The organism is Mesorhizobium sp. LNHC252B00, from assembly GCF_000502955.1.
Classification (GTDB): domain Bacteria; phylum Pseudomonadota; class Alphaproteobacteria; order Rhizobiales; family Rhizobiaceae; genus Mesorhizobium.
The window spans coordinates 131073-151735 of record NZ_AYWO01000003.1 but is presented as its reverse complement, the minus strand read 5'-3'; the positions used below and the strand labels follow the sequence as shown (position 1 = coordinate 151735).

Here is a 20663-nt window from a genome sequence, read left to right as displayed (position 1 = left end):
TGCAATGCAACATTAATGCGCGTTCACGGACCTGACACAAAGAAACCCGAATCGGAAAATGCCGTAGCGTCAACGGTTTGACCTCGTCGGCTGACAAGAAGACCAAACTGGGGAGAAGCGGCATGGCGGGTTATTCGTCGCGGGTCAGGGCGGATATCGCCCGCTGGCAGCAGGCTGGGCTGATCGACGCGCCGACGGCCGACGTGCTGGCGCGCGATATCGAGGCTAACGAGCGCAAATCGCTCAGTTTCGGCTCGATCCTGGCGATGATGGCTGCGTTGCTGTTCGGCGCCGCCATCCTGATTTTCGTCGCCGCCAACTGGGATGCGATTCCGCGGCTGGCGCGCGTTCTGGCCCTCTTTGCGGTCATCGTTGGCGGCTACATCGGCGGCGCGGTGTTGAAGACGCGCGACCATGCGGCGATCGGCGAGGCGCTGTGGATCGTGGCCGCAGCGGCTTTCGGCGGCTCGATCGCGCTTATCGGCCAGATGTATCATCTGTCCGGCGACGAGGCGTCGGCTTTGGTCACGTGGGGCACGGGCACGGCATTGGCGGCGGTGATGTTGCGTTCGAACCCGCTGACTGTCGCTTCTGTCGGCATTGCCGATGCCTGGCTGTTTCTGAAAGGCTTCGACCATTTCAGCCGCAGCGAATTTCCGCATGGCTTCGTCGTCATGGCGACCGTGCTGTATGCCGTCTCGTTCTGGACCCGCAGCCAGCCAGCGCGGCACCTGATCATCCTGTCGGTGCTGTTCTACCTGGTGCTGCTGATCACGAACCACGACACGCTTCAGGTTGCGATCCCGCTGGTCATCGTTTCGGCGCTGCTGTTCGCGGCCTCGGTCTTGGCGCCGGACCCCGTCGACAGGATCGTGCAACTCGGCGGCCACTTACCCTTGCATTCGCTGCTCGGCTTCCTCACCGGCCTGGCGATGATCCAGTTTGAACTGGCTGACGAGAGCACCTACAACGGCGGTTTCGCCATCGCTTCGGTCGTCGCCCTGGCTGGCATCGTCGCGGCAATCGTGCTGGCGGGACGGGAGAGCCGTGGGTTGCGCTGGCTTGCCTATGCCGGTTTCGCTTTCGAACTCGCCATCATCTATGTCGTGACCTTGCAATCGATGCTCGATACCGCCGGCTTCTTCCTGGCCGCCGCGGTGCTGCTCGGCGCCCTTGCCTTGGTCATCATGCGCGTGGAAAAACGCATGAAGGGTCCAGTCGCCGGGGGAGTCGCAGCATGATGACCGGGAAAAGACTTGTTGTCTCGGCGCTGGTGCTGGTGCTTGTCCAGATCGGCTTCCTGAGCTGGATCATCGCCGGTCGAGCGGCGATTCTGCGCAACGGCAAGGAGGTGCTGCTAAAGGTCGAACCCATCGACCCGCGCGACCTCCTGCGCGGCGACTATGTTGTCCTCGGCTATGAGATTTCGCGGATACCGGTGAAAATGATCGCCAACATACCGGCCGACAAATTCTCGAGCGACGACACCGCTATCGTCGTCCGCCTGAGGAAGGGCGCCGACGCCTATTGGCAGCCGACGACCGCTTGGTTCGGCAAGGCGCCGACGCCGGCCGCTGCCGACGAGGTTGATATCGTTGGCCATGTCGCCGAGGGCTGGGATCTTCGCGGCGATGTCACGACCATCGCGCCGGACTATGGCATCGAGCGCTTCTACTTGTCGGAAGGCGAGGGGACGACGATCCAGGACGACATGCGGGTGCGGCCGTTCGGCATCCGGCTCGCCCTTGCCAGCGATGGCACCGCGCAGATCAAGGCACTGGTCGACGGCGACAGGACGCTGTTCGAGGAACCGCTATATTAATAACGACGGACGCCGGTGATCGGTGCGAATCAAGAGACCAGACCCCCATAAATCAAGTGTAGGGGCCTTGCCGTACAAGCGTTGCGGCAGATTTTTTGCAAGAAAAGTTCACTGTTTCAGGATGGACAACTCCGCCGATCAACTCCGGACCTTACTCGTTTCGGCGATGATTTTGGGAAAGGGGCCAATCGATGTTGTGTAGCTGAAGTCTGCTACGCCTTTTTCCTGCTTGTGTATCGAGGGGCTGCGCACAACCCAGTCATACACGCCAGAAACCATGCAGCGATCGTTTGCACAGGTGACCACAATGCTGTCATTGCGGACGTTATATGCGCGTTCTGGCCATCGGTGGTAATAGTTCCTCTTGTCCTGAATGATCGAACTCAGGTTCGTCAATTTGCCATAATAGTCGACCGTGCGAGCGTATGACGCCTGAACTTGAGCAAGAGCGAAATCGTCGTTGTCGCCATGATGCTCGATGAGATCCTTGACGAAGGCGACTGCGGTGCTCTCCGCCTGTTGCCTTGCGTCGGGTGCAGGCATTGCGGGCGATTGGTTCGCTGCAACATTGGTCACACGTAACTCTGCCATTTCACTGGCCGATAGATATCTTATGTCATCCTTGTCATAGCTCGAAGCCAATTCGATCAGCTTGGGGTCCACTCCCATCTCGACTACATAGGATGTGATTGCGGCCGTTCCGAGCTGGACACGGGCCTTTGCTTCTTCTCTGGACATCCCGTCAGCCGGTTTCAAAGACGCCCGATGAACGCCTATAGAACCTGGTTCGGCAACACGGTGGACGCCACCCAAGAAGGCCAGTGAGCAGGCTGAAGCGCACTGCAATTGGCGAACCTGAAGCGTATCCAACCCCGCCGCGCGGATCATCCGCCCCAACCGAAGCGCGCTGCCGACATTGCCGCCGGGGGAGTTGAATACGATCATCCGGGCCCCGCTGCCCACAACCGCGTTGCTAAAAGCGTTCAGGGGTTCATTGTCCTTGAACTCGCCGGAAACAACAAGAAACGGCTGCTGCCCTGGAGACGAAGCAGGCGTGTATTCTAGGGCCTCAACTTTACATGTTGCTGCCGCGACAATTGACGCTACCGCCACAACTAGAGAAACTGCACGCACAGCCCGACAGAGCCCCCAACCCGCCTGCCGCAAGTAAGAACCCGTCAGCGAACTATTTCAAGGGCCATCTTTGAAACTTGGATTTCATCGAAGCGGTCATTGGCCTGCAAAATTGGTGCGGATGAAGGGACTCGAACCCCCACGCCTTTCGGCACTGGAACCTAAATCCAGGGCGTCTACCAGTTCCGCCACATCCGCATGGACCGGCAATCCCATGTAGCCATCATTCTGTCAATGTCGGAGACAAGATGTTGGATCAGAGACAAGATGTTGGATCAGGGTCAAAATGTTGGTCATTCGCCGAAATGCGAAGACTGTTGAAAATTGGCCTCGCCTGTGACAAAAGGCGTGTCAAATGTGACGGGACGCGCCGATCCGCTTCTGCAGAATGTGATAAGAAGTAGGAAAAACAAGAACTTATTCACATTTTGGAACGCAGTTTGGGAGAGTTTGAGCCGTATTTTCGGTCAAATCGCCAGGTTCCGTACCAAAAGCCATTCCCGGCAAGAATATACCGGCAGGCTGTAAACGGCAGAGGCCGTGCAGTCTCATTGGTGAAAACAAAGGTTTTACGATGCAGGTCACCGAAACGCTCAACTCCGGTCTCAAGCGCGAGATCAAGATCACCGTGCCGGCCGGTGATATGGAAGCCAAGCTGATGGCACGGCTTTCGGACGCCAGGAACAAGGTGCGCATCAACGGCTTCCGCCCCGGCAAGGTGCCGGTGCAGCACCTGCGCAAGGTCTACGGCAAGTCGTTCATGGCCGAAGTGGTCAATGAGATCCTCAACGATTCGACCCGTTCGATCATTACCGGGCGTGGCGAAAAGGCTGCCATGCAGCCTGAAGTCATCATGACCGAGGACGAGAAGGAAGCTGAGAAGATCCTGGCCGGCGGCGCCGACTTCGAGTTCCGCCTCAACTACGAGGTCATTCCGGCGATCGAGATCAAGGACTTTTCCGACATCAAGGTGACGCGTCAGGTGTTCGACGTGCCGGACAGCGAGATCGACGAGCAGGTCCAGCGCGTCGCCGAATCGGCACGCAGCTATGAGCCGAAGACGGGCAAGGCCGCCAATGGCGACCGCGTCACCATCGACTATGTCGGCAAGATCGACGGCGAGGCCTTCAATGGCGGCGCCGGCACCGATCAACCGCTGGTGCTAGGCTCGAAGGAGTTCATCCCCGGCTTCGAGGATCAACTGGTCGGCGCCAAGGCCGGTGACGAAAGGCAGGTCACCGTGACCTTCCCGGAAAACTACCAGGCGGCGCATCTTGCCGGCAAGGAAGCGACCTTCGACGTTACCGTCAAGGAAGTGTCCCAGCCGGGCGCGCTGGAAATCAACGACGAGACCGCCAAGAACCTCGGTCTGGAGTCGCTTGAGCGCCTGCGCGACGTCGTGCGCGGTCAGATCGAGAACCAGTTCGGCGCCATGACGCGCCAGAAGGTCAAGCGCCAGCTGCTCGACCAGCTCGACGCGTCCTACTCGTTCGAGGCGCCGTCGAAGCTTGTCGATGCCGAGTTCAACAATATCTGGGCGCAGGTCGTTCGCGACCTGGAAGCGGCTGGCCGCACCTTCGCCGACGAAGAGACGACGGAAGAAGAGGCGCGCGCCGAGTATCTGCGTCTTGCCGAGCGCCGCGTGCGCCTCGGCCTGGTGCTGGCTGAAATCGGCGAGAAGGCCGGCGTCACCGTGTCGGATGACGAGTTGCAGCGCGGCCTGTTCGAGCAGGTGCGCCGCTATCCCGCCAACCAGCAGCAGGAGGTCTTCGAGTTCTACCGCAACAACCCGGAAGCGCTGAACACGCTTCGGGCACCGATGTTCGAAGAGAAGGTGGTCGATCATCTGCTCGGCCAGATTTCGGTTACCGACGTCAAAGTCAGCAAGGAAGAGCTGATGGCCGACGACGAGGAGGACGAAACCGCTAAGGCGAAGCCGGCGAAGAAAGCCGCCGCCAAGAAGGCTGACGAGAAGAAGGCCGACGACGCCGAAGAGACCAAGAAGAAGGCCGCGCCGAAGAAGAAGGCCGCCAAGGACGCCGAATAACACCAGCGCCCTAGCTAAAACAGGAAGGCCGCCCTCGGGCGGCCTTTTTCGTTGCCAAACTGCAACAGCCGCGACACTTCGCGCGGTACGGCCTGTGGCGACCAAGCTTTGATCATTATCTGCGCTTCTATTGCAGCCGCTTGGGTTGTTGGAGGACGTGTTGAAGCTGTTCGTCGAAATGGGACACGCTGCGGCAATTGCCCTGGTGCTGGTCTCGGTATGCGGCATTGCCCGTGCCGAAGCGGTGCTTGACAATTGGCGGTTCGAAACGGGCGAAGACGGCGTCGTCACGGCCTCGCTCTATGCCACCAACAAGCTGATCACCGGTGGCGGCGCCTTGAGCTACAGCCCGATCCTAACGATTGCCTGCAGGGCAAACGGGGAGCCGCATTGGACCGAATGGCTGCAACTGAATGACGGTGTCTCGGCCAGCCGCAAGATCACCATGTCGGTGACGGTCGATCAGGGCAGCAAGTTCGACGAGAGCTGGTCGGTCGGGCCCCGCGGCAGGATGCTGGTGCGCGATGGCGCCGATGGCATCAGGCGCCTTGCTGCCGCGAACCGGCTCCAGCTATCATGGCGCTTCGGGCTGCTTTCGGGACGCGGCGAGGCCGACTTCAACCTCGCCGGGTTCGGTGAAGCGGTCAACCAGGTGGCCGGAAACTGCAACGCCGACCCGCCGTGACCGGATCGACGGGCCAAAGCGGCATTGTTTGCTCAAGCGCTCACCTTTTGGAACCCACCACTTAGATTAGCAGCAGGCCCTTCATCGAGGCGTTGCCCTTGCGACCGATGATGATGTGGTCATGCACAGCGATCCCCAGCCGCTTGCCGGCGTCGATGATCTCCTTCGTCATCTCGATATCGGCGCACGACGGCGTCGGATCACCTGAAAGATGATTGTGCATCAATCTTGAGAAACGACGTAACAGCTTGAAAAAGCGTCGAAAAATGAGATTGGCGGAAGGCGTTGATGCCGGTAATTGAGAGCGGTTAATCATGGGTCCCCGTGAATGTCACGCGCCATCAGACTGGTTCATGGACGGGCGGCGGCACTTCACGATACTCTGTTGCTCCTAAGCCTTCTTGGCCGCACGTGGCCCAAAGCGGACGTGAAGACGTAGGTGCACCCCAGCCTGCCATTTGGATGGCCAACTTAAGAGCCAAGTCGTCATCAAACGCTCTCGGGGCTGTACATATCGAATGGAAACGTGATCCTAAATACCCCGTTATCAGGACCTGCGTTCTTCGCTTTCACCAGAGTTGCGATAGTCTCAGATGCAAAACGCTCTATGGGGTGTGACAGGATCAGCGAAATCGTACCGTCTATCAAAGCAGCCCGCGTATCTTCAAAGAGTTCATAGCCTACGGTAACGAAGTCTTCCCGTTTTGGAGTAGCCCTGAGTGCGGCTATCGCACCTGTAACACCACCCCCTGAGATGAATAGTCCGCACATATCCGGATGATCTGTCAGCAGCTTTTCGACATGTTCACGGGCAACCACGGCTGACTCGTAAGTTGGCAACGGTTCGAGCAGCGTGAATTCCGAATTATGTTCACGGAAGTAAGAACGAAACCCGCTTTCGTTCATTTCCTGGTTCCGCAATCGGTGGCTGCCGACAAGAATGCCTATCTTGCCCGGTTCCCGCACCATGCGGTCAAACGCCCAGGCAGCGGTGCGTCCTACTTTCCAATTATCGAGCCCGACAAAGCTGATGGCTCCCTTGGCCGTGAGGGGGCCGATAAGTGAAACGACCGGCACGCCGCTTTCAAGAACTGCGTCAATCGCGTCAGCAACGGCAGGATGCTGCGGCGCTACAATCGCAAGTGCTTCGCACCGCCCGCCGAGCGACTGAATATGTGCCGCGACTTTCTCCGGCGTGAGGTCTTCCATGTACTCGACCGTTAGATCGATATTGCAGGCAGGATAAGCTTCCGCAGCTTGCGCAATTGAATCGCCGAGTAGGCGATAGAAGCGTCTCTCCCGTCGCTGCAGCAAAACCCCGACACGGTGGATCACCTCTTGTGGCTTCGCCGCCTGCTTGATGGTGCCAAGTCCGTAGAAGCCGATTTCCTCAGCGGCTGCCAAAACGCGTGTGCGCGTATTGCTCCGGACCGATTCAGGCTCGGACAGTACACGATTGACCGTTGACACGGATACACCTGCAGCTTTTGCCAAGTCCGGAATGGTTGGTCTCTTCATGTCAAAAATTCCATTACTCTGGTTTCGGCGTCTCAAGAAATATCATCCATACAAATTTTCGAAACGATTTGAGACGATTTTCCGAAGAGATAGTAATCCATATTGACCTGAAAGATGTCAACGTAGCATTCATTACGCGTTGACAGTGCTCAGCGATCTACGAGCTGTCAGCGCTTTTGGGGGGAGGCCCAGCGCACAATTGGGACGAGGAGGCTCAACGTCGTTGTGTTGAGATCGCGGACCTGCGCGTGCCTACCGGGATCGGCCGCACGGCCAAAAAAGGCAAAAAAGTATGACGAGCCGCAGCCATGCGGCTTTAACCTGAGGAGGAATTTCGACATGTCGTTCACCAAGAAAATCGCCACCGCAGCCATGGCATTCATGCTGGCATCCAGCGCTCATGCGGGTGACACGGATATCGCCGTCATCGTGGGTTCGGCCCAAGATGGCTTCTGGAACATGGTCAAGAAGGGCGTCGATGATGCTTCGCTGATGGTCAAGGCCAATGGCGGCACCGTCAATTTCATGCAGACCCAAAACTATGACAACTTCGGCCCGGACCTCGCTTCGCTAATCGAACAGGCTGTAGCCCAGGGTGCTAAAGGTATTGCTATCCCGAACTGGCTGCCAGAATCCGAAACCCCTGCCCTTAAGGCCGCGCGGGACAAGGGCGTGGTGATCATCTCCTTCAACGCTGGCCAGAGTGAGATGGATAATTACGGCTCGCTAAACTATTTCGGGTCGGACGAATATCTGGCAGGTGTTGAGGGTGGCAAGTATCTCGCTTCTCATGGTGCAAAGAAAATCCTCTGCCACATCCAGAACCCAGGTGCCGTAAATCTCGAGACCCGCTGCAAGGGCGTTCAAGACGGTGCAAAGAAGGCTGGCGCAGACACCTTCATCCTCCGTGTTCCTGCTAACCTTGACCAGGACATGAATGGTACCTCTGAAGCAATCAAATCCGAGCTGATCGCCGATCCGTCCATTGACGCCGTCATCACGCTCGCTGCATGGGCTGCAGATGCTGCCGCTAGCTCCATCGATCAGCAGAGCAAGGCCGGCAAGATTCAGCTTGGCACCTTCGATATGTCCGCCTCGGTTCTGGATCGCATTTCGAAGGGCACCCAAACCTTCGCAATCGACCAGCAGCCTTATCTGCAGGGGTTCCTCGCAACCTCCATGCTGTTTGCAAACCTGAAGTTCGGCACTGCGATTGCAACGAAGCCGGTTCTGACTGGTCCGGCGATTGTCGACAAGACCAATGTTGCTTCGGCAATCGAAGGCGTCAAACTCGGCGCACGTTGAGGCTGGCCCGAGGCTGAGACCTGGCCGCTAACCTGGCCGGGTCTCATCCATGCTCCCTCTATGTAGCTTCGTCTGCGCCAACTGAGGATTTTGCTTCCATGACCGCCACAAACCAAAGAACCAGCACCGTTGAAACACCCGCCATCGAGAGTGAATCGGCCATTTCATCCATTAAGGCCTTTTTTCGCACCCCTGCCGCTGGTGCTTTCATGGGTTTCGTGGCTGTATTCATCCTTTTTGCGATGTTCGGATATAGCCGCAACTTTTTGTCCGTAGCTGGTGTAACTACGTGGGTGAACTTCGCGTCACTCATAGGAATGATTGCAATTCCGGTCGGGTTCCTGATGATTGCCGGTGAACTCGATATTTCAACCGGTGCTGTACTTCCCGCGTCCACGATGACAGTTGCGATTGTCTGCGAGCACTATCAGATGCCTGTGCTTGTCGGTGTAGCTGCAGCGCTTGCCATCGGTGCACTGATCGGCTTCATCAATGGATACATCGTAACTCACACGCGCGTGCCGTCGTTCATCGTGACATTGGCGACGCTCTTTGCAGTGGCAGGCATCACGCTCTACCTGTCGATCTTCTTCATCAACAACACCAATTCCTTCTATCACGCGCCAGATTGGGCAAAATCGCTCTTCGGCGGGAAGGTGTATGGCTTCAATTCTTCCGTCTTCTGGTGGGGTGGGCTTATCGCAGCCTTCGTCTTCTTTCTGCATTACTCTCCGAAGGGAAGCTGGGTCTTCGCTCTTGGTGGAGACCAAGAAAGTGCGAGAAACGCAGGTATTCCTGTAACCAGGATGAAGATTGCACTCTTCATGCTGTGTTCCATATCGGCGGCCTTTGCTGGTGTCCTTCAGGTGATGACATTCAGCTCCGCAACGTCTCAGGCCAATTTTGGCCTAATCTTCAACACCATTATCGCCGTGGTCGTAGGTGGGGTTCTCCTCACGGGTGGTTTTGGTACTGTAATGGGCATTGTCTTCGGGGTGCTCACCCTTTCGATTGTTACCCAAGCTATTGGTTTCACGGAGATCGACAGAAACCTGTCCTTCCTAATTATCGGTGTCATGCTTTTGATCGCTGTCCTGCTCAACGACACGTTTCGTCATTTGGCCACCAGCTGGTCGACGTTCAAGAAGAAATAAGAGAGCGACAATGTCCGATAAGAAACCCGTTCTCGAATTTCGAAACGTCGACAAATCGTTTGGCCATATTGATGTTCTGAACGATATCAGCCTCAAGGTGGGTGAAGGCGAAGTGCTCTGCCTGCTTGGCGACAACGGCGCGGGTAAGTCGACGCTCATCAAAACGCTGTCTGGTGTCTATCAGCCGACGCGTGGCGAAATTCTGATGGATGGTCAGCCCGCACTTTTCTCCAGTCCCCGTGAGGCTCAGGAACGCGGGATAGCTACGGTTCACCAATTCGGCGGGACATATCCATTGATGTCCATAGGACGCAACTTTTTCATGGGTTCGGAGCCGACAAAGGGTTGGGGACCGTTCAAGTATTTCGACCGTAAAACTGCCAACCTAGTGGCGGTTGCAGAGGTTCAGAAAATGGGGATCACACGCATCACCGACGGGGATCGTTTGGTCGGTGGCCTTTCCGGAGGAGAGCGCCAGTCGCTCGCGATTGCCCGTGCTGTCTATTTCGGAGCCCGTGTGCTCATTCTCGACGAACCGACGGCAGCCCTCGGCGTCAAGCAGGCTGCTCACGTACTGCGTATCGTCAATGAGGCCAAGCGTCGTGGCCTCGCGGTCATTTTCATCACCCATCAGGTGATGCATGCCATGGCAGTGGGCGATCACTTCGCAGTGCTCATTCGTGGTGCAATCGCGGCCGACTTCCGCAAGGGGGAAAAGACACGCGAGCAGATCGCTGATCTGATGGCCGGTGGTGAATCCATGGCCAGTCTCGAAGCCTCACTTGAAGGGTATATGGAGACCCATGACGGTCTTCCGCCACCGCCCGCTCACTGAGTGAATATTGGCATAGCCGACAAGTAGTGGAATTTGTTGAATGGAAGCGGTTGAGCTCTTGTGCCAACCGAATGGAAGGAGTTTGTCCAATGGTGCGTGTAGCAGTCATTGGTGCAGGTCTGATGGGCGCTGACCACGCCAAGATCGTCGTGGAGGAAATGCCGGGCGCGACCCTTCAGGTGGTCTGCGACATGGATACAGTCCGCGCGCGCAAGGTGGCCGATGCCCATGGTGCGGCAGACGTTGCAAGTAATCCGGAAGCCGTGATTGCCCGTGCCGATGTGGATGCGGTGATCGTCGCGAGCCCGGACGTCACTCATGCGCCGCTGTCACTCGCCTGCATCAACGCAGGCAAGAAGGTGCTCTGCGAAAAGCCCCTATCGCAGTCCTCGGCCGAATGCCTCTCGATCATGCAGGCCGAACAGGAAGTTGGTCAAAAGTTCGTCCAGCTCGGCTTCATGCGGCGCTACGACCAGTCCTATGTCGAGATGAAAGAGACAATTGAAAATGGCACGCTTGGCCGAGTCCTGATGATGCACAACTTCCACCGCAATGTGGAAACGCCAGCCTCCGACTTCACCGGTGCCATGGCAATCACCAACTCCGCCCCGCATGAGTTCGACGTCGTGCGCCATGTACTTGGCACCGAATATGCCTGGATCTCTGCCTTCCAGCCGAAGCGCTCTGATCGACGCGTCGCGCCCGTCTTCATGGTCCTCGAAACCGTCGATGGCCAGCTCGTCAACATCGAGATCAACAACAACGCTGCGTACGGCTACGACGTTCGTGCCGAACTCGTGGGCGAGCAGGCGAGCATTTCCATGAGCCATGTCGCTTATACCCATCTCGAACGCTCGCTTGGCGTCCACACCGGCTACGATGCCGATTGGCGGACCCGCTATTTCGATGCCTATCGCCGCCAGAACCGCGCCTTCCTACGCTTCGTCGACACAGACGTGTTTCCCGAGATCGCATCAAGCTGCTGGGATGGCTATGCCGCAGCAGTTGCCGCCGAGGCAGGCGTGACGGCACTCGCTTCCGGGCAGAAGCAGCTCGTCACCATGATTCCCAAGCCGGAGTTCTACGCATGAAACTGGGTTTTGTGTCTGACAGCCTCGGCGGCATGCCGCTCGACGACCTTCTCGACAACGCTGCACGCATGGGCGTCTCCGGTATTGAGGTCAACACCTGCGGCTGGTCGACCGCACCGCATTTCGATCTCAAATCCATGCTGGGTAACACGGTCGCGCAGAAAGACTTCCTCAAGGGCTTTTCAGATCGTGGGATTGATGTGATCAGCCTCAATGCCAATGGCAATCCGCTTCACCCGTCCGATCCGGCTCAGGGCGAAGGTCTGAAGAACACCATCCGGGTCGCAGGCGAGATGGGCATCAATACGGTCTGCACCATGTCTGGCCTGCCTGCGGGCAATCCGTCCGATACCATGCCAAACTGGGTCGTCTCTTCCTGGCCTCCGGAAACGCAAGCTATCCTCAAATACCAGTGGGAAGAAAAACTCTTCCCGTTCTGGACCGAGATCGTGGCGCTGGCAAATGAATGCGGTGTGAGAAAGATTGCGCTCGAACTGCATGGCAACCAGTGCGTCTACAATGTGCCGTCGCTCCTGAAACTCCGTCAAGAAGTCGGCCCTGTCGTTGGCGCGAACCTGGATCCCTCGCACCTCTTCTGGATGGGAGCCGATCCGCTGATAGCAGCCGAGGCATTGGGGGAGGCCGTCTATCACGTCCATGCCAAGGACACATTCCTGAACGCTCCCAAACAGGCAGTGACCAGCCTCCTCGAAAACGGCAACCTGACCGACATTCCAGCCCGCTCCTGGTCATACATAACACTCGGCTTCGGCCACAGTGAGGAGTGGTGGCGACAGTTTTGCTATCGCTTAAAGATGGCTGGCTACGACGGCTGGCTTTCAATCGAGCATGAGGACGTGCTTCTCAACTCACTTGAGGGCCTCGAAAAATCCGTGGCCCTTCTCAAGGGTGTCATGCCGGTTGCACCGGCCGATTTCAAACTTCAGGAAATCTAAGATGAGCTTCCAACTTGCTGCTTGCGCCGAAATGCTCTGGCGCGACAAACCAATCGAATGGCGGGCAAGCCGCCTGAAGGAAATGGGCTTCGGCGTTGGCCTTTGGAACTGGCCCGCCTGGAATCTTGATGCGCTTGAAAAAACCGGTGCCACCTTCACTATCATGAATGGCTATCTCGAAGGTCGGCTCACCGATGCAGAAGGTTGTGAGATGCTTCTGGCATCTGCCACGGAAACGGCGAAGGTCGGCAAGCGGCTCGGTGTCCACCGCCTCAATCTGCATGGCACAGGGCTTGGCGACATGGGCATTCCGATCCTGAAGATCGGTGCCTTCGCGCCGGGCATGGAACAGCGGGCTCGCGATACACTCAACCGCATCTGCGATCTGGCAGAAGCCGAGGGTCAGGTCTTCACGTTGGAAAACCTCAACCCAATCGATCACCCCGGCTGCCCCTTCGGCTCGACGGCAGACGTGCTTGCGCTCGTTGCAGCCGTCAACCGCCCGCAACTGCGAATTAACCTCGATCTCTACCATACCCAGATCGGTGAAGGTGATCTTATCCGCTGGTGTAAGGCCTGCCTGCCCTGGATCGGGGAAGTTCAGGTGGCTGATAATCCCGGCCGTTGCGAGCCGGGCACGGGCGAAGTGAACTGGCATGGCGTCGCAAAAGCCCTGAAATCCATGGACTACGCGGGGCCGGTCGGTATGGAAGCCTTTGCCTCCGGTGATCCGGAAGCTGCACTCGAAGCCTTCCGCACCGCTTTCACTATCTGATGTTGTTTTCCTAAGAGGATCATCCGTGTCATCCACCATTCTGAACGTCGGCCTTTTGGGCGCAGGCCGTATTGCTGGCGTCCATGCCACCGCCATTTCCACCAATCCCGGCAGCCGCCTTGCGGCTGTCTCGGACATCAATCAGGCCGCCGCTGATAAGATCGCCGCCCAGTATGGCGCCGAAGCCTGCTCGACCGATGCGATCCTCAATGATCCCGCCATCAATGCCGTGCTGATTGCCACCTCCACCGATACCCATTCCGACTTGATCGAGCGGGCGACGGCAGCGGGCAAGGCCGTGCTTTGTGAAAAGCCTGTCGACCTCAGCCTTGCAAGGGCACAGTCTTGCCAGAAGGTGGCCGCCGCTACCGGCAAGCCGGTGATGATCGGCTTCAACCGCCGTTTCGATCCCAACTTTGCGGCTCTCAAGGCAGCAGCCGACCGTGGTGAAATCGGCAAGACGGAACTGCTCTCGATCACCTCTTTCGACCCCGCGCCGCCGCCGATCGCCTATATCAAGGTTTCGGGTGGTCTTTTCCGCGACATGATGATCCATGATTTCGACATGGCTAATTTCGTTATGGGGACAGCGCCGGTCTCCGTCTCGGCGGTGGGTACATCGATTGTCGATCCGGAAATTGGCGCGGCAGGCGATGTCGATACCGCCGTCGTGACCCTTGCCTATGCGGATGGCCGGATCGCCGTGATCAAGAACAGCCGCCGAGCCGTCTATGGTTATGACCAGCGGCTGGAGCTTCTCGGCTCCGAAGGGCTGCTACAGGCGCAGAACATGTTGGAAAACACCTTGGTCAAGTCCACGACTTCCGGTGTCACGGGCGCAAAGCCCACCTATTTCTTCCTCGAACGCTACATGCCCGCCTATGCGGCGGAATGGGCAGCATTTGTCAACGCTGTGAAGACAGGCTCGGCTCTGCCGGTCAACCTTGATGATGGTGTCGCAGCGCTCGCCATGGCGGAAGCTGCAACCCAGTCTGCAAAGAACGGGTCTCCGGTGAAATTGGTAGAGATTCTTGGCTGAGCTTTCGGAGAAGCAAGACAATCTCTGTCGGACAACTCCTCCTATCCGATCTAGCGGCGGCCCGACCTTCGGATCGAGCCGCCGCATACTCCTGATGCCGGAGGATGCGACGCGAAGGACTCGATCAAACGAGCTGCTGCGACTACAGGTACCGGCCACAGGATATCAGCTTCAGCGATGGTGCGGACGGGAATGTTCGCCATCCGAAGGAACGTTTTCCCAGACTTCGATCCGGTCGTCCACTTGTGAAGAACGTGGATTGTGCCGGATGGCTCGTCGTCGAAGCGGGCATGATTCCGCGATCTCTCCTCCTAATACATGGCGCAGCCCTGTGTTTCCATCCACGCAAAGTTCGGGGGTTAGATGACAACCTCCAACGACCCTTCCCAATAAGTCATGGCCGAACAAGCACCGGAAGCATGATCATGAGCGCGGAAAAAACCATTCGAAACCTGACGACCATCGCCGAGCTAAAGGATATGATTGTAGCAACCAGGCTTAGCCTCCCAGAGCAACAGGAGCGCGTCGCACGCACGGCTCTCGCCCACCCGGAAATTGTAGCATTCGGCACCGCGCAATCGCTTGCGGACCGATGCGAAGTGTCGCCCTCAACCGTGGTCAGAGTGGCCACTGCTCTCGGGTTCGATAACTTCAGGGAGTTCCGACAGGTTTTCCGTCAGCACATCCGGGAGATTTCGATACGAGCGGCGGACACCCTATGCTGACAGAAAAGCCGCAATAACCGTAAGCGCTGTTGTGGGACCACCTTTCGGGAGTGGTCGCGATCTGTGAGGTTGCCGATCCTGTATTGGGATCGGAGATCGGCTTGTGTCTGGACTTGACCTTACGCTTGGCCCAGAGCGGCAGCCTCGGCGTTTCGAGGTGATCAACGGTGCCGGCGGTCGGCGTCAGTGGTCGGTGGATGACAAGGCGCGGATCATCGCGGAGACGCTGGAGCCGAACGCAGTCGTTTCCGAGGTCGCCCGCCGGTATGGCCTCAGGCCGCAGCAGGTCTTCGCCTGGCGCCGCGAAGCGGGCAAACAGGCCGCTTCGGTGCAGCAAGATTCTCCTGCCTTCGTGCCGGCGGTTGTGGCGGCGGCGAAGCCTGTACCCAGGCATCCACCGAAGCAGCGGAAACGGCAAGCCACTCGGGACGCCGGCATGATCGAGCTTGAGATCGACGGCATCGCGATGCGCGTCGGCCGGGCCGCCGATGCCAAGACGGTGGCCGCAGTGATCCGCGCGCTGAAGGCGACGTCGTGATCGGGCCGACGGGTGCGGTCAAGGTCATGGTGGCGACGAAGCCGGTCGACTTCCGCAAGGGCCTCAAGCGCTCACCTTTTGGAACCCACCACTTAGATCAGCAGCAGGCCCTTCATCGAGGCGTTGCCTTTTCGCCCGATGATGATGTGGTCATGCACAGCGATCCCCAGCCGCTTGCCGGCGTCGATGATCTCCTTCGTCATCTCGATATCGGCCCGNGATGTGGTCATGCACAGCGATCCCCAGCCGCTTGCCGGCGTCGATGATCTCCTTCGTCATCTCGATATCGGCCCGTGATGGTGTCGGATCGCCTGACGGGTGGTTGTGGACCAGGATAATGGCGGTCGCCGAGAGTTCGAGCGCGCGCTTGACCACTTCGCGCGGATAGACGGGCGTGTGATCGACGGTGCCTGTCTGCTGCACCTCGTCGGCGATCAGCGCGTTCTTCTTGTCGAGAAACAGGATGCGGAACTGCTCGCGTGCCTCGAACGCCATGACTGATCGGCAATAGTCGAGAAGCTGCGTCCACGACGAGAGGATTTCGCGGCCGTGGACCTCGCCGCGCGCCATGCGCTGGGCGGTCGCCGCGACGATTTTCAGGTCGAGCGCCACAGCCGGGCCGATGCCCTTGACCTCCTGAAGCAGGCCAAGCGGTGCGCCAAGCACTTCAGCCAGCGTGCCGAAGCGTGCCAGCAGCGCCTTGGCCGCCGGCTTGGTGTCGGCGCGAGGAATCAGGCGAAAGAGCAGAAGTTCCAGAACTTCGTAGTCGGGCAGGGCGTCCGGACCTGCCGAGGCAAAGCGCTCGCGCAGGCGGTCGCGATGGCCGAGATAGTGCGGCTTTTCGCCGACCGCCGCCTTGGTTTTCGCAGCTGGTCGCATCGGCGCTTCGGAGAAGAAACTCCGCTCGTCGTCGTCGCTTGTGTTGGCCATATGCCCCCCGGCGCTGACATTAGAACCGTTCTGGCCCGGATCGAAACATTTCCGTTCTCCGATCGCGAGACTATCCCTACAGATCGTGACGGCTGCCTATCAGCCTCCGGCTTCNAGACGTGTGCTCTTCCGATCTGATGAAACCACGATTTGCGCAACAAGACTTAACATCGCTTAGCGCATGCGGCCACGTTCATCTGACATGTGACGGGATCGAAGGCTCGTTGCCTCGCTATACTTAAGCAGGGATGTTGGCCAAGCATGCGGAGGCGTGGCGCGGAACCGCGATCCTTGGTGAAGCAAGATGGCTAGCCCGCCTGCAGGAAGGCGCGGGCAAAGCCGGGCTCCACGGCTTTGATCGTTCCGTCGGGCAGCTTGAGCAGGCGGTCGATCGCGACACCGTAGAGCCTGAGGCGCTCTTCGAGCAGGCGCGCGGCCTCCTCGATGTTTCCTTGGTCGGCCTGACGAAGCGCGCGATGCATCACGTCGCGAAAGATCAGCCTGATCTGCAGCAGCATGTCGGCGAACGCCAAGGGATCGGGTACGTCAAAAGCGTCCTCTTCGCTACCCTTCTTCAGCAGATCAGCTATCAACGGTAGGGCAAGCTCCCTGGCAGCCAGATCGACCCGGTGGAAGAGCACGACGTTCTCAGGTCGAAACAGGACCGCAAAGGTCGTCCTGAGCTGCGGCGCGAGCTCGACATTCAGCCGCTGCGAACCTGCGAAAAGCGCGTTGAGCCGGCCGACTGGTCCGAGCGACGGATCGTCGAGCATCGGTTGCAACTCGGCGAGGCTGTCGCGGGCAAGCCGCGCCGCGAGCGCCTCCAGCAGCGCCTCCTTGGAGGCGAAGTAGTGGTAGAAGGCACCTTTCGACAGGCCAGCCGCGCGGATGATGTCTTCTACCGTCGTATTGTCATAACCGCGCTCGAAGAACAGGCGCTGTGCGCAGTCGAGAAGCTCGGCGGAGCGTATTTCAGGCGCTTTTCTTGCTCTGGCCAATAACGTTTCCCGCGGCGGCTTTCCTGAAAAACGTGATCGACGGACCGGAACGCGGCAGCCGCCAAGACGTTCTCCCGTACTATAGACCGACGGTCGGTCTGACGCCACAGGTCTCGCCAAAAAGGAGCATGCATGCGGTTGAGGCGCTGGATTGCGGGTATGGCCATCGTTGCGGTGGCGGCAGGCGGTGCCGCGGCCTGGTATTTTCTGAGGCCGGCACCTGTTTCGGTGGTGACCGCCAAGCGCGGCGACGCCGCCGAGATCGTCTATGCCAGCGGCGCAGTCGAGCCCAAGATCTGGGCCAAGGTGGCGCCGGTCGTGCGCGAGAGGATCATAGAGCAGTGCGACTGCGAAGGATCGCGGGTCGGGCGCGGCCATGTGCTCGCCAAGCTTGACGACAGCGAGGCGAAGGCCGTGCTTGGCGAACTTGAGGCGCGGCGGGCGCTCGCCGAACAGGAGTTCCAACGCCAAACCGTGCTCGCGCAAAAAAATGCAGCGAGCCAACAGGCGCTCGATCGCGCGCGTAGCGAACTATCGCAGATAGAAGCGCAGCTTGCCGCGCAAAAGGCACGACTTGAGACTTACATATTGCGGGCGCCGAGTCCCGGCGTCGTGTTGAGGCAAGACGGCGAGGTGGGCGAGATCGCCGAGCTCGGCACCGTGCTGTTCTGGGTCGGCGAGCCGCGTCCGCTGCGGGTGGTAGCGGAGGTCAACGAGGAGGATATTGCGCGCGTCGAGGTCGGCCAGCGAGTGCTCCTCAGGGCCGATGCGTTCCTCGGGCAGAATCTCGAAGCAGCGGTTGACAGCATCACGCCCAAGGGCGACCCGACGACGAAAACCTATCGCGTCTATCTGCGCCTGCCCGATGACACGCCGCTGAGGATCGGCATGTCGACCGACGTCAACATCGTCACCCGCGAAGCGAAGAACGTGCTGTTGATTCCCTCGGCTGCGGTCCAGGGGAACGACGTATTCGTGATCGAAGGCGACAGGGCGCGGCGGCGAGAGATCCGCGCCGGCATCCGCGGCGTGAACGGTGTCGAGGTGTGGTCCGGCATTGGCGAGCAGGAGCGGGTCGTTTCGCCCTACCCAGCGGACCTTGCCGACGGCGCGCGCGTCGCGGCCCGAGAATCGTGAGGTGGAAATGCCGCTGATCCTCGACATCGCAGTCACGCACATCGCCGGCCGCGGCCGGCAGACGCTCGTCGCGGTGATCGGCGTGGCGGTCGGCGTCGGCTTCTCGATCGCCATGGCAGCGCTCATGCAGGGCGGCCAGGACGACTTCGTGCGCCAGCTCGTCGACACGATGCCCCATGTCGACATCACCGACGAACAACGCACAGCCCGACGCCAGCCGGCCGAGGATATGTTCGACACTGTCGCGATCTCGGGGCTGAGGCCGCGTGATGACCGCCGCGGCATCATCAACCCGACCGAGGCGACCGCCTGGCTGGAGAGCTGGATTCCCGGACGCTACGCGCCGAGCCTCAAGACACAGGGCGTGATCCGCTATTCCAGCCGAGAGGTGGGCGCGACCATCATCGGCGTCGAGCCGGAGCGCGAGCCCGGCGTATCGCCGATCGTGGAGGATTTCGTCCAAGGCAGCTTCGCCGCACTTGCGGCCGGCGGCAACAATGTGCTCGTCGGCGACACCATGGCGAACCGGCTCGGCGCCGGGCTTGGCGACACGATCACGGCGGTTTCCTCGCAAGGCCAGGCGCGCAATTTCAAGATCGCCGGGCTGTTCCACACCGGCACGACCCAGCGCGACGAGAGCGAGGCCTACATTCTTCTAAAGAACGCGCAGATCGTGTCCGTGCGGCCGAACGCGATCAACGAAATCCGCATCAAGCTCGACGATCCGAACCGCGCGCCCGCGGTGGCGAGGCGGGCTGAAGCCGAGCTCGGCTACAAGGCCGTGGCGTGGCAAGAGGCCAACGAATCCATCCTTGAAGCCTTCGTCATCCGCAACGTCATCATGTACACCGTGGTCGGCGCGATCATGCTGGTGGCCGGCTTCGGCATTTTCAACATCATCTCCACCATCACACACGAGAAGGCGCGCGACATCGCCATCATGAAGTCGCTCGGTTTCCCCGAGGCCGACATGCGCCGGCTGTTCCTGCTGGAAGGGGTGGCGATCGGCGCCGGCGGTTCGGCGCTCGGCTGGGTGCTCGGCTTCGCGATGGTCTACGCGCTGTCGCTGGTTCGCTTCGAGATCGCCGCGACCGGCCAGGAGATGACGCATCTTCCGATCGCCTGGAGCGTGCTGCATTACGTCATCGCCACGGGCTTCGCGGTCGGTTCGGCGGCGGTGGCCGGATATCTGCCGGCGCGTCGGGCGGCGATGCAAAACCCGGTCGACATCATCAGAGGCGCGACATGACCACGCTGGTCGAGACCGAAGGGCTGATGCGCATCCTGCCGGAAACAGTCCCCGTTACGCTGGTCGAGGACATCACGCTTGAGATCCGCGAGAAGGAGTTCATCGCCGTCACCGGTCCATCCGGCTCAGGCAAGTCGTCGCTTCTCTATCTGCTCGGGCTGCTCGATCGGCCGACCCGTGGGACTCTGAAGATCGGTGGCCGTGACGCCGGTCCCATGGACGAAAGGGAGCGGGCAAGAACGCGGCTTGAGATGCTCGGCTTTGTGTTCCAGTTCCACTTCCTGCTGCCCGAATTCACTGTGCGTGAGAATGTCGAGATCCCGATGCGCAAGCTCGGCAGATTAAAGCGAGAAGAGATGCGCGAGCGCGCCGGCGAGTTGCTTGGCTCGCTGGGACTTGCCGAGCATCTGGACAAGCGGCCCGACCAGCTCTCGGGTGGTCAGCGCCAGCGTGTGGCGGTGGCGCGCTCGCTCGCCAATGACCCGCCGCTCATCCTCGCCGACGAGCCGACGGGAAGCCTCGACTCCAAGAGCTCCGAGCAGGTGTTCACAATTCTCGAAAAACTGGTGCGCGATCGTGGCAAGACAGTCGTCGCGGTCACGCACAATCTCGATATGGCAGAGCGGATGGACCGCCGCCTCCATATCGTCGATGGCAAAATCGAGTGAGGGTGGATCGATTCTCAGGCGAGACCTGCCTGCATGCACCGGCTTTCTGTTGCTAAT

At 59.4% G+C, this 20663-nt stretch carries 19 protein-coding genes, 1 tRNA gene and 2 pseudogenes; 16 read left to right on the top strand and 6 right to left on the bottom strand.

The genetic code is table 11. From position 1 onward, the window contains the following. The first annotated feature begins 122 nt into the window (after positions 1-122). Together X744_RS164515 and X744_RS164520 are read left to right on the top strand one after the other, a co-directional pair. Positions 123-1241, top strand: a complete 1119-nt coding sequence (locus X744_RS164515; RefSeq protein WP_023757604.1) for a DUF2157 domain-containing protein — start codon at positions 123-125, stop codon at positions 1239-1241. After that, a complete protein-coding gene (locus X744_RS164520) occupies positions 1238-1822 on the top strand; it encodes a GDYXXLXY domain-containing protein (protein ID WP_031259632.1) in 585 nt (194 codons plus the stop codon). The genes X744_RS164515 and X744_RS164520 overlap by 4 nt, the downstream gene beginning before the upstream one ends. A 138-nt stretch (positions 1823-1960) precedes the next feature. On the opposite strand, the gene X744_RS25320 is transcribed toward X744_RS164520, so the two are convergent. Continuing rightward, the gene (locus X744_RS25320; protein WP_156938479.1) at positions 1961-2956 is read right to left on the bottom strand and encodes a hypothetical protein; all 996 of its coding nucleotides are present in this window, start codon (positions 2954-2956) and stop codon (positions 1961-1963) included. A 113-nt stretch (positions 2957-3069) separates the two neighbouring features. Then, positions 3070-3154: transfer RNA gene (locus X744_RS164525), tRNA-Leu, on the bottom strand. Between the two features lie 376 nt (positions 3155-3530). Here X744_RS164525 and tig point away from each other — a divergent pair. Next, positions 3531-5003, top strand: coding sequence for a trigger factor (gene tig, locus X744_RS164530; RefSeq protein ID WP_023757601.1), 1473 nt, complete (start codon positions 3531-3533; stop codon positions 5001-5003). A 160-nt stretch (positions 5004-5163) separates the two neighbouring features. Then, entirely contained in the window at positions 5164-5688 is a 525-nt protein-coding gene (locus X744_RS164535) for a hypothetical protein (RefSeq protein ID WP_023757600.1), read from the top strand. A gap of 61 nt (positions 5689-5749) precedes the next feature. Here X744_RS164535 and X744_RS1000000175900 read toward each other — a convergent pair whose 3' ends face one another. Then, positions 5750-6004, bottom strand: coding sequence for a JAB domain-containing protein (locus X744_RS1000000175900; protein ID WP_280948936.1), 255 nt, complete (start codon positions 6002-6004; stop codon positions 5750-5752). A gap of 173 nt (positions 6005-6177) precedes the next feature. Then, positions 6178-7206 carry a LacI family DNA-binding transcriptional regulator gene (locus tag X744_RS164540; protein ID WP_023757598.1) on the bottom strand — a complete coding sequence of 343 codons (1029 nt, stop codon included), beginning with the start codon at positions 7204-7206 and terminating at the stop codon, positions 6178-6180. Between the two features lie 339 nt (positions 7207-7545). Between X744_RS164540 and X744_RS164545 the strand changes: the two genes are divergently transcribed. The 9 genes and pseudogenes from X744_RS164545 to X744_RS1000000174945 form a co-directional block, all read left to right on the top strand. Continuing rightward, on the top strand, positions 7546-8511 hold the full coding sequence (locus X744_RS164545; RefSeq protein WP_023757596.1) for a substrate-binding domain-containing protein: 966 nt from the start codon (positions 7546-7548) through the stop codon (positions 8509-8511). A 98-nt stretch (positions 8512-8609) separates the two neighbouring features. Beyond that, positions 8610-9665, top strand: a complete 1056-nt coding sequence (locus X744_RS164550) for an ABC transporter permease (RefSeq protein WP_084025143.1) — start codon at positions 8610-8612, stop codon at positions 9663-9665. 10 nt (positions 9666-9675) lie between these two features. Next, a complete protein-coding gene (locus X744_RS164555; protein ID WP_023757594.1) occupies positions 9676-10500 on the top strand; it encodes an ATP-binding cassette domain-containing protein in 825 nt (274 codons plus the stop codon). 89 nt (positions 10501-10589) lie between these two features. Further along, positions 10590-11591, top strand: a complete 1002-nt coding sequence (locus X744_RS164560; protein WP_032906992.1) for a Gfo/Idh/MocA family oxidoreductase — start codon at positions 10590-10592, stop codon at positions 11589-11591. After that, entirely contained in the window at positions 11588-12547 is a 960-nt protein-coding gene (locus X744_RS164565; protein WP_023757592.1) for a sugar phosphate isomerase/epimerase, read from the top strand. Before X744_RS164560 ends, X744_RS164565 begins: the two co-directional genes overlap by 4 nt. 1 nt (position 12548) lies before the next feature. Then, positions 12549-13322, top strand: coding sequence for a TIM barrel protein (locus X744_RS164570; RefSeq protein ID WP_023757591.1), 774 nt, complete (start codon positions 12549-12551; stop codon positions 13320-13322). A 37-nt stretch (positions 13323-13359) separates the two neighbouring features. After that, on the top strand, positions 13360-14361 hold the full coding sequence (iolG, locus tag X744_RS164575; protein WP_023757590.1) for an inositol 2-dehydrogenase: 1002 nt from the start codon (positions 13360-13362) through the stop codon (positions 14359-14361). 104 nt (positions 14362-14465) lie between these two features. Beyond that, on the top strand, positions 14466-15086 hold the full coding sequence (locus X744_RS1000000176185; RefSeq protein WP_348626148.1) for a hypothetical protein: 621 nt from the start codon (positions 14466-14468) through the stop codon (positions 15084-15086). A gap of 178 nt (positions 15087-15264) precedes the next feature. Next, positions 15265-15393: pseudogene (locus tag X744_RS1000000174945) on the top strand (transposase); the annotation flags it as partial. A gap of 323 nt (positions 15394-15716) precedes the next feature. On the opposite strand, the pseudogene radC reads toward X744_RS1000000174945, so the two are convergent. Continuing rightward, a pseudogene (radC, locus tag X744_RS01000000169270) lies at positions 15717-16554 on the bottom strand (DNA repair protein RadC). Between the two features lie 308 nt (positions 16555-16862). Then, entirely contained in the window at positions 16863-17552 is a 690-nt protein-coding gene (locus tag X744_RS164590) for a TetR/AcrR family transcriptional regulator (RefSeq protein WP_023757587.1), read from the bottom strand. Between the two features lie 132 nt (positions 17553-17684). On the opposite strand from X744_RS164590, the gene X744_RS164595 reads away from it, so the two are divergent. Genes X744_RS164595 through X744_RS164605 form a run of 3 tightly spaced genes read left to right on the top strand, consistent with a single transcriptional unit; the run spans position 17685 to position 20606 of the window. Continuing rightward, on the top strand, positions 17685-18689 hold the full coding sequence (locus X744_RS164595; RefSeq protein ID WP_023757586.1) for an efflux RND transporter periplasmic adaptor subunit: 1005 nt from the start codon (positions 17685-17687) through the stop codon (positions 18687-18689). A 7-nt stretch (positions 18690-18696) separates the two neighbouring features. Beyond that, positions 18697-19938 carry an ABC transporter permease gene (locus tag X744_RS164600; RefSeq protein WP_023757585.1) on the top strand — a complete coding sequence of 414 codons (1242 nt, stop codon included), beginning with the start codon at positions 18697-18699 and terminating at the stop codon, positions 19936-19938. Then, the gene (locus X744_RS164605) at positions 19935-20606 is read left to right on the top strand and encodes an ABC transporter ATP-binding protein (RefSeq protein ID WP_023757584.1); all 672 of its coding nucleotides are present in this window, start codon (positions 19935-19937) and stop codon (positions 20604-20606) included. The genes X744_RS164600 and X744_RS164605 overlap by 4 nt, the downstream gene beginning before the upstream one ends. Positions 20607-20663: the final 57 nt, after the last annotated feature.

Bases quoted from the DNA above. Each gene is read 5' to 3' on its own strand.
- X744_RS164515 (WP_023757604.1), top strand. From the start codon at position 123: ATGGCGGGTTATTCGTCGCGGGTCAGGGCGGATATCGCCCGCTGGCAG.
- X744_RS164520 (WP_031259632.1), top strand. From the start codon at position 1,238: ATGATGACCGGGAAAAGACTTGTTGTCTCGGCGCTGGTGCTGGTGCTT.
- tig (WP_023757601.1), top strand. From the start codon at position 3,531: ATGCAGGTCACCGAAACGCTCAACTCCGGTCTCAAGCGCGAGATCAAG.
- X744_RS1000000175900 (WP_280948936.1), bottom strand. From the start codon at position 6,004: ATGATTAACCGCTCTCAATTACCGGCATCAACGCCTTCCGCCAATCTC.
- X744_RS164540 (WP_023757598.1), bottom strand. From the start codon at position 7,206: ATGAAGAGACCAACCATTCCGGACTTGGCAAAAGCTGCAGGTGTATCC.
- X744_RS164545 (WP_023757596.1), top strand. From the start codon at position 7,546: ATGTCGTTCACCAAGAAAATCGCCACCGCAGCCATGGCATTCATGCTG.
- X744_RS164550 (WP_084025143.1), top strand. From the start codon at position 8,610: ATGACCGCCACAAACCAAAGAACCAGCACCGTTGAAACACCCGCCATC.
- X744_RS164555 (WP_023757594.1), top strand. From the start codon at position 9,676: ATGTCCGATAAGAAACCCGTTCTCGAATTTCGAAACGTCGACAAATCG.
- X744_RS164560 (WP_032906992.1), top strand. From the start codon at position 10,590: ATGGTGCGTGTAGCAGTCATTGGTGCAGGTCTGATGGGCGCTGACCAC.
- X744_RS164565 (WP_023757592.1), top strand. From the start codon at position 11,588: ATGAAACTGGGTTTTGTGTCTGACAGCCTCGGCGGCATGCCGCTCGAC.
- X744_RS164570 (WP_023757591.1), top strand. From the start codon at position 12,549: ATGAGCTTCCAACTTGCTGCTTGCGCCGAAATGCTCTGGCGCGACAAA.
- X744_RS1000000176185 (WP_348626148.1), top strand. From the start codon at position 14,466: ATGCGACGCGAAGGACTCGATCAAACGAGCTGCTGCGACTACAGGTAC.
- X744_RS164595 (WP_023757586.1), top strand. From the start codon at position 17,685: ATGCGGTTGAGGCGCTGGATTGCGGGTATGGCCATCGTTGCGGTGGCG.
- X744_RS164600 (WP_023757585.1), top strand. From the start codon at position 18,697: ATGCCGCTGATCCTCGACATCGCAGTCACGCACATCGCCGGCCGCGGC.
- X744_RS164605 (WP_023757584.1), top strand. From the start codon at position 19,935: ATGACCACGCTGGTCGAGACCGAAGGGCTGATGCGCATCCTGCCGGAA.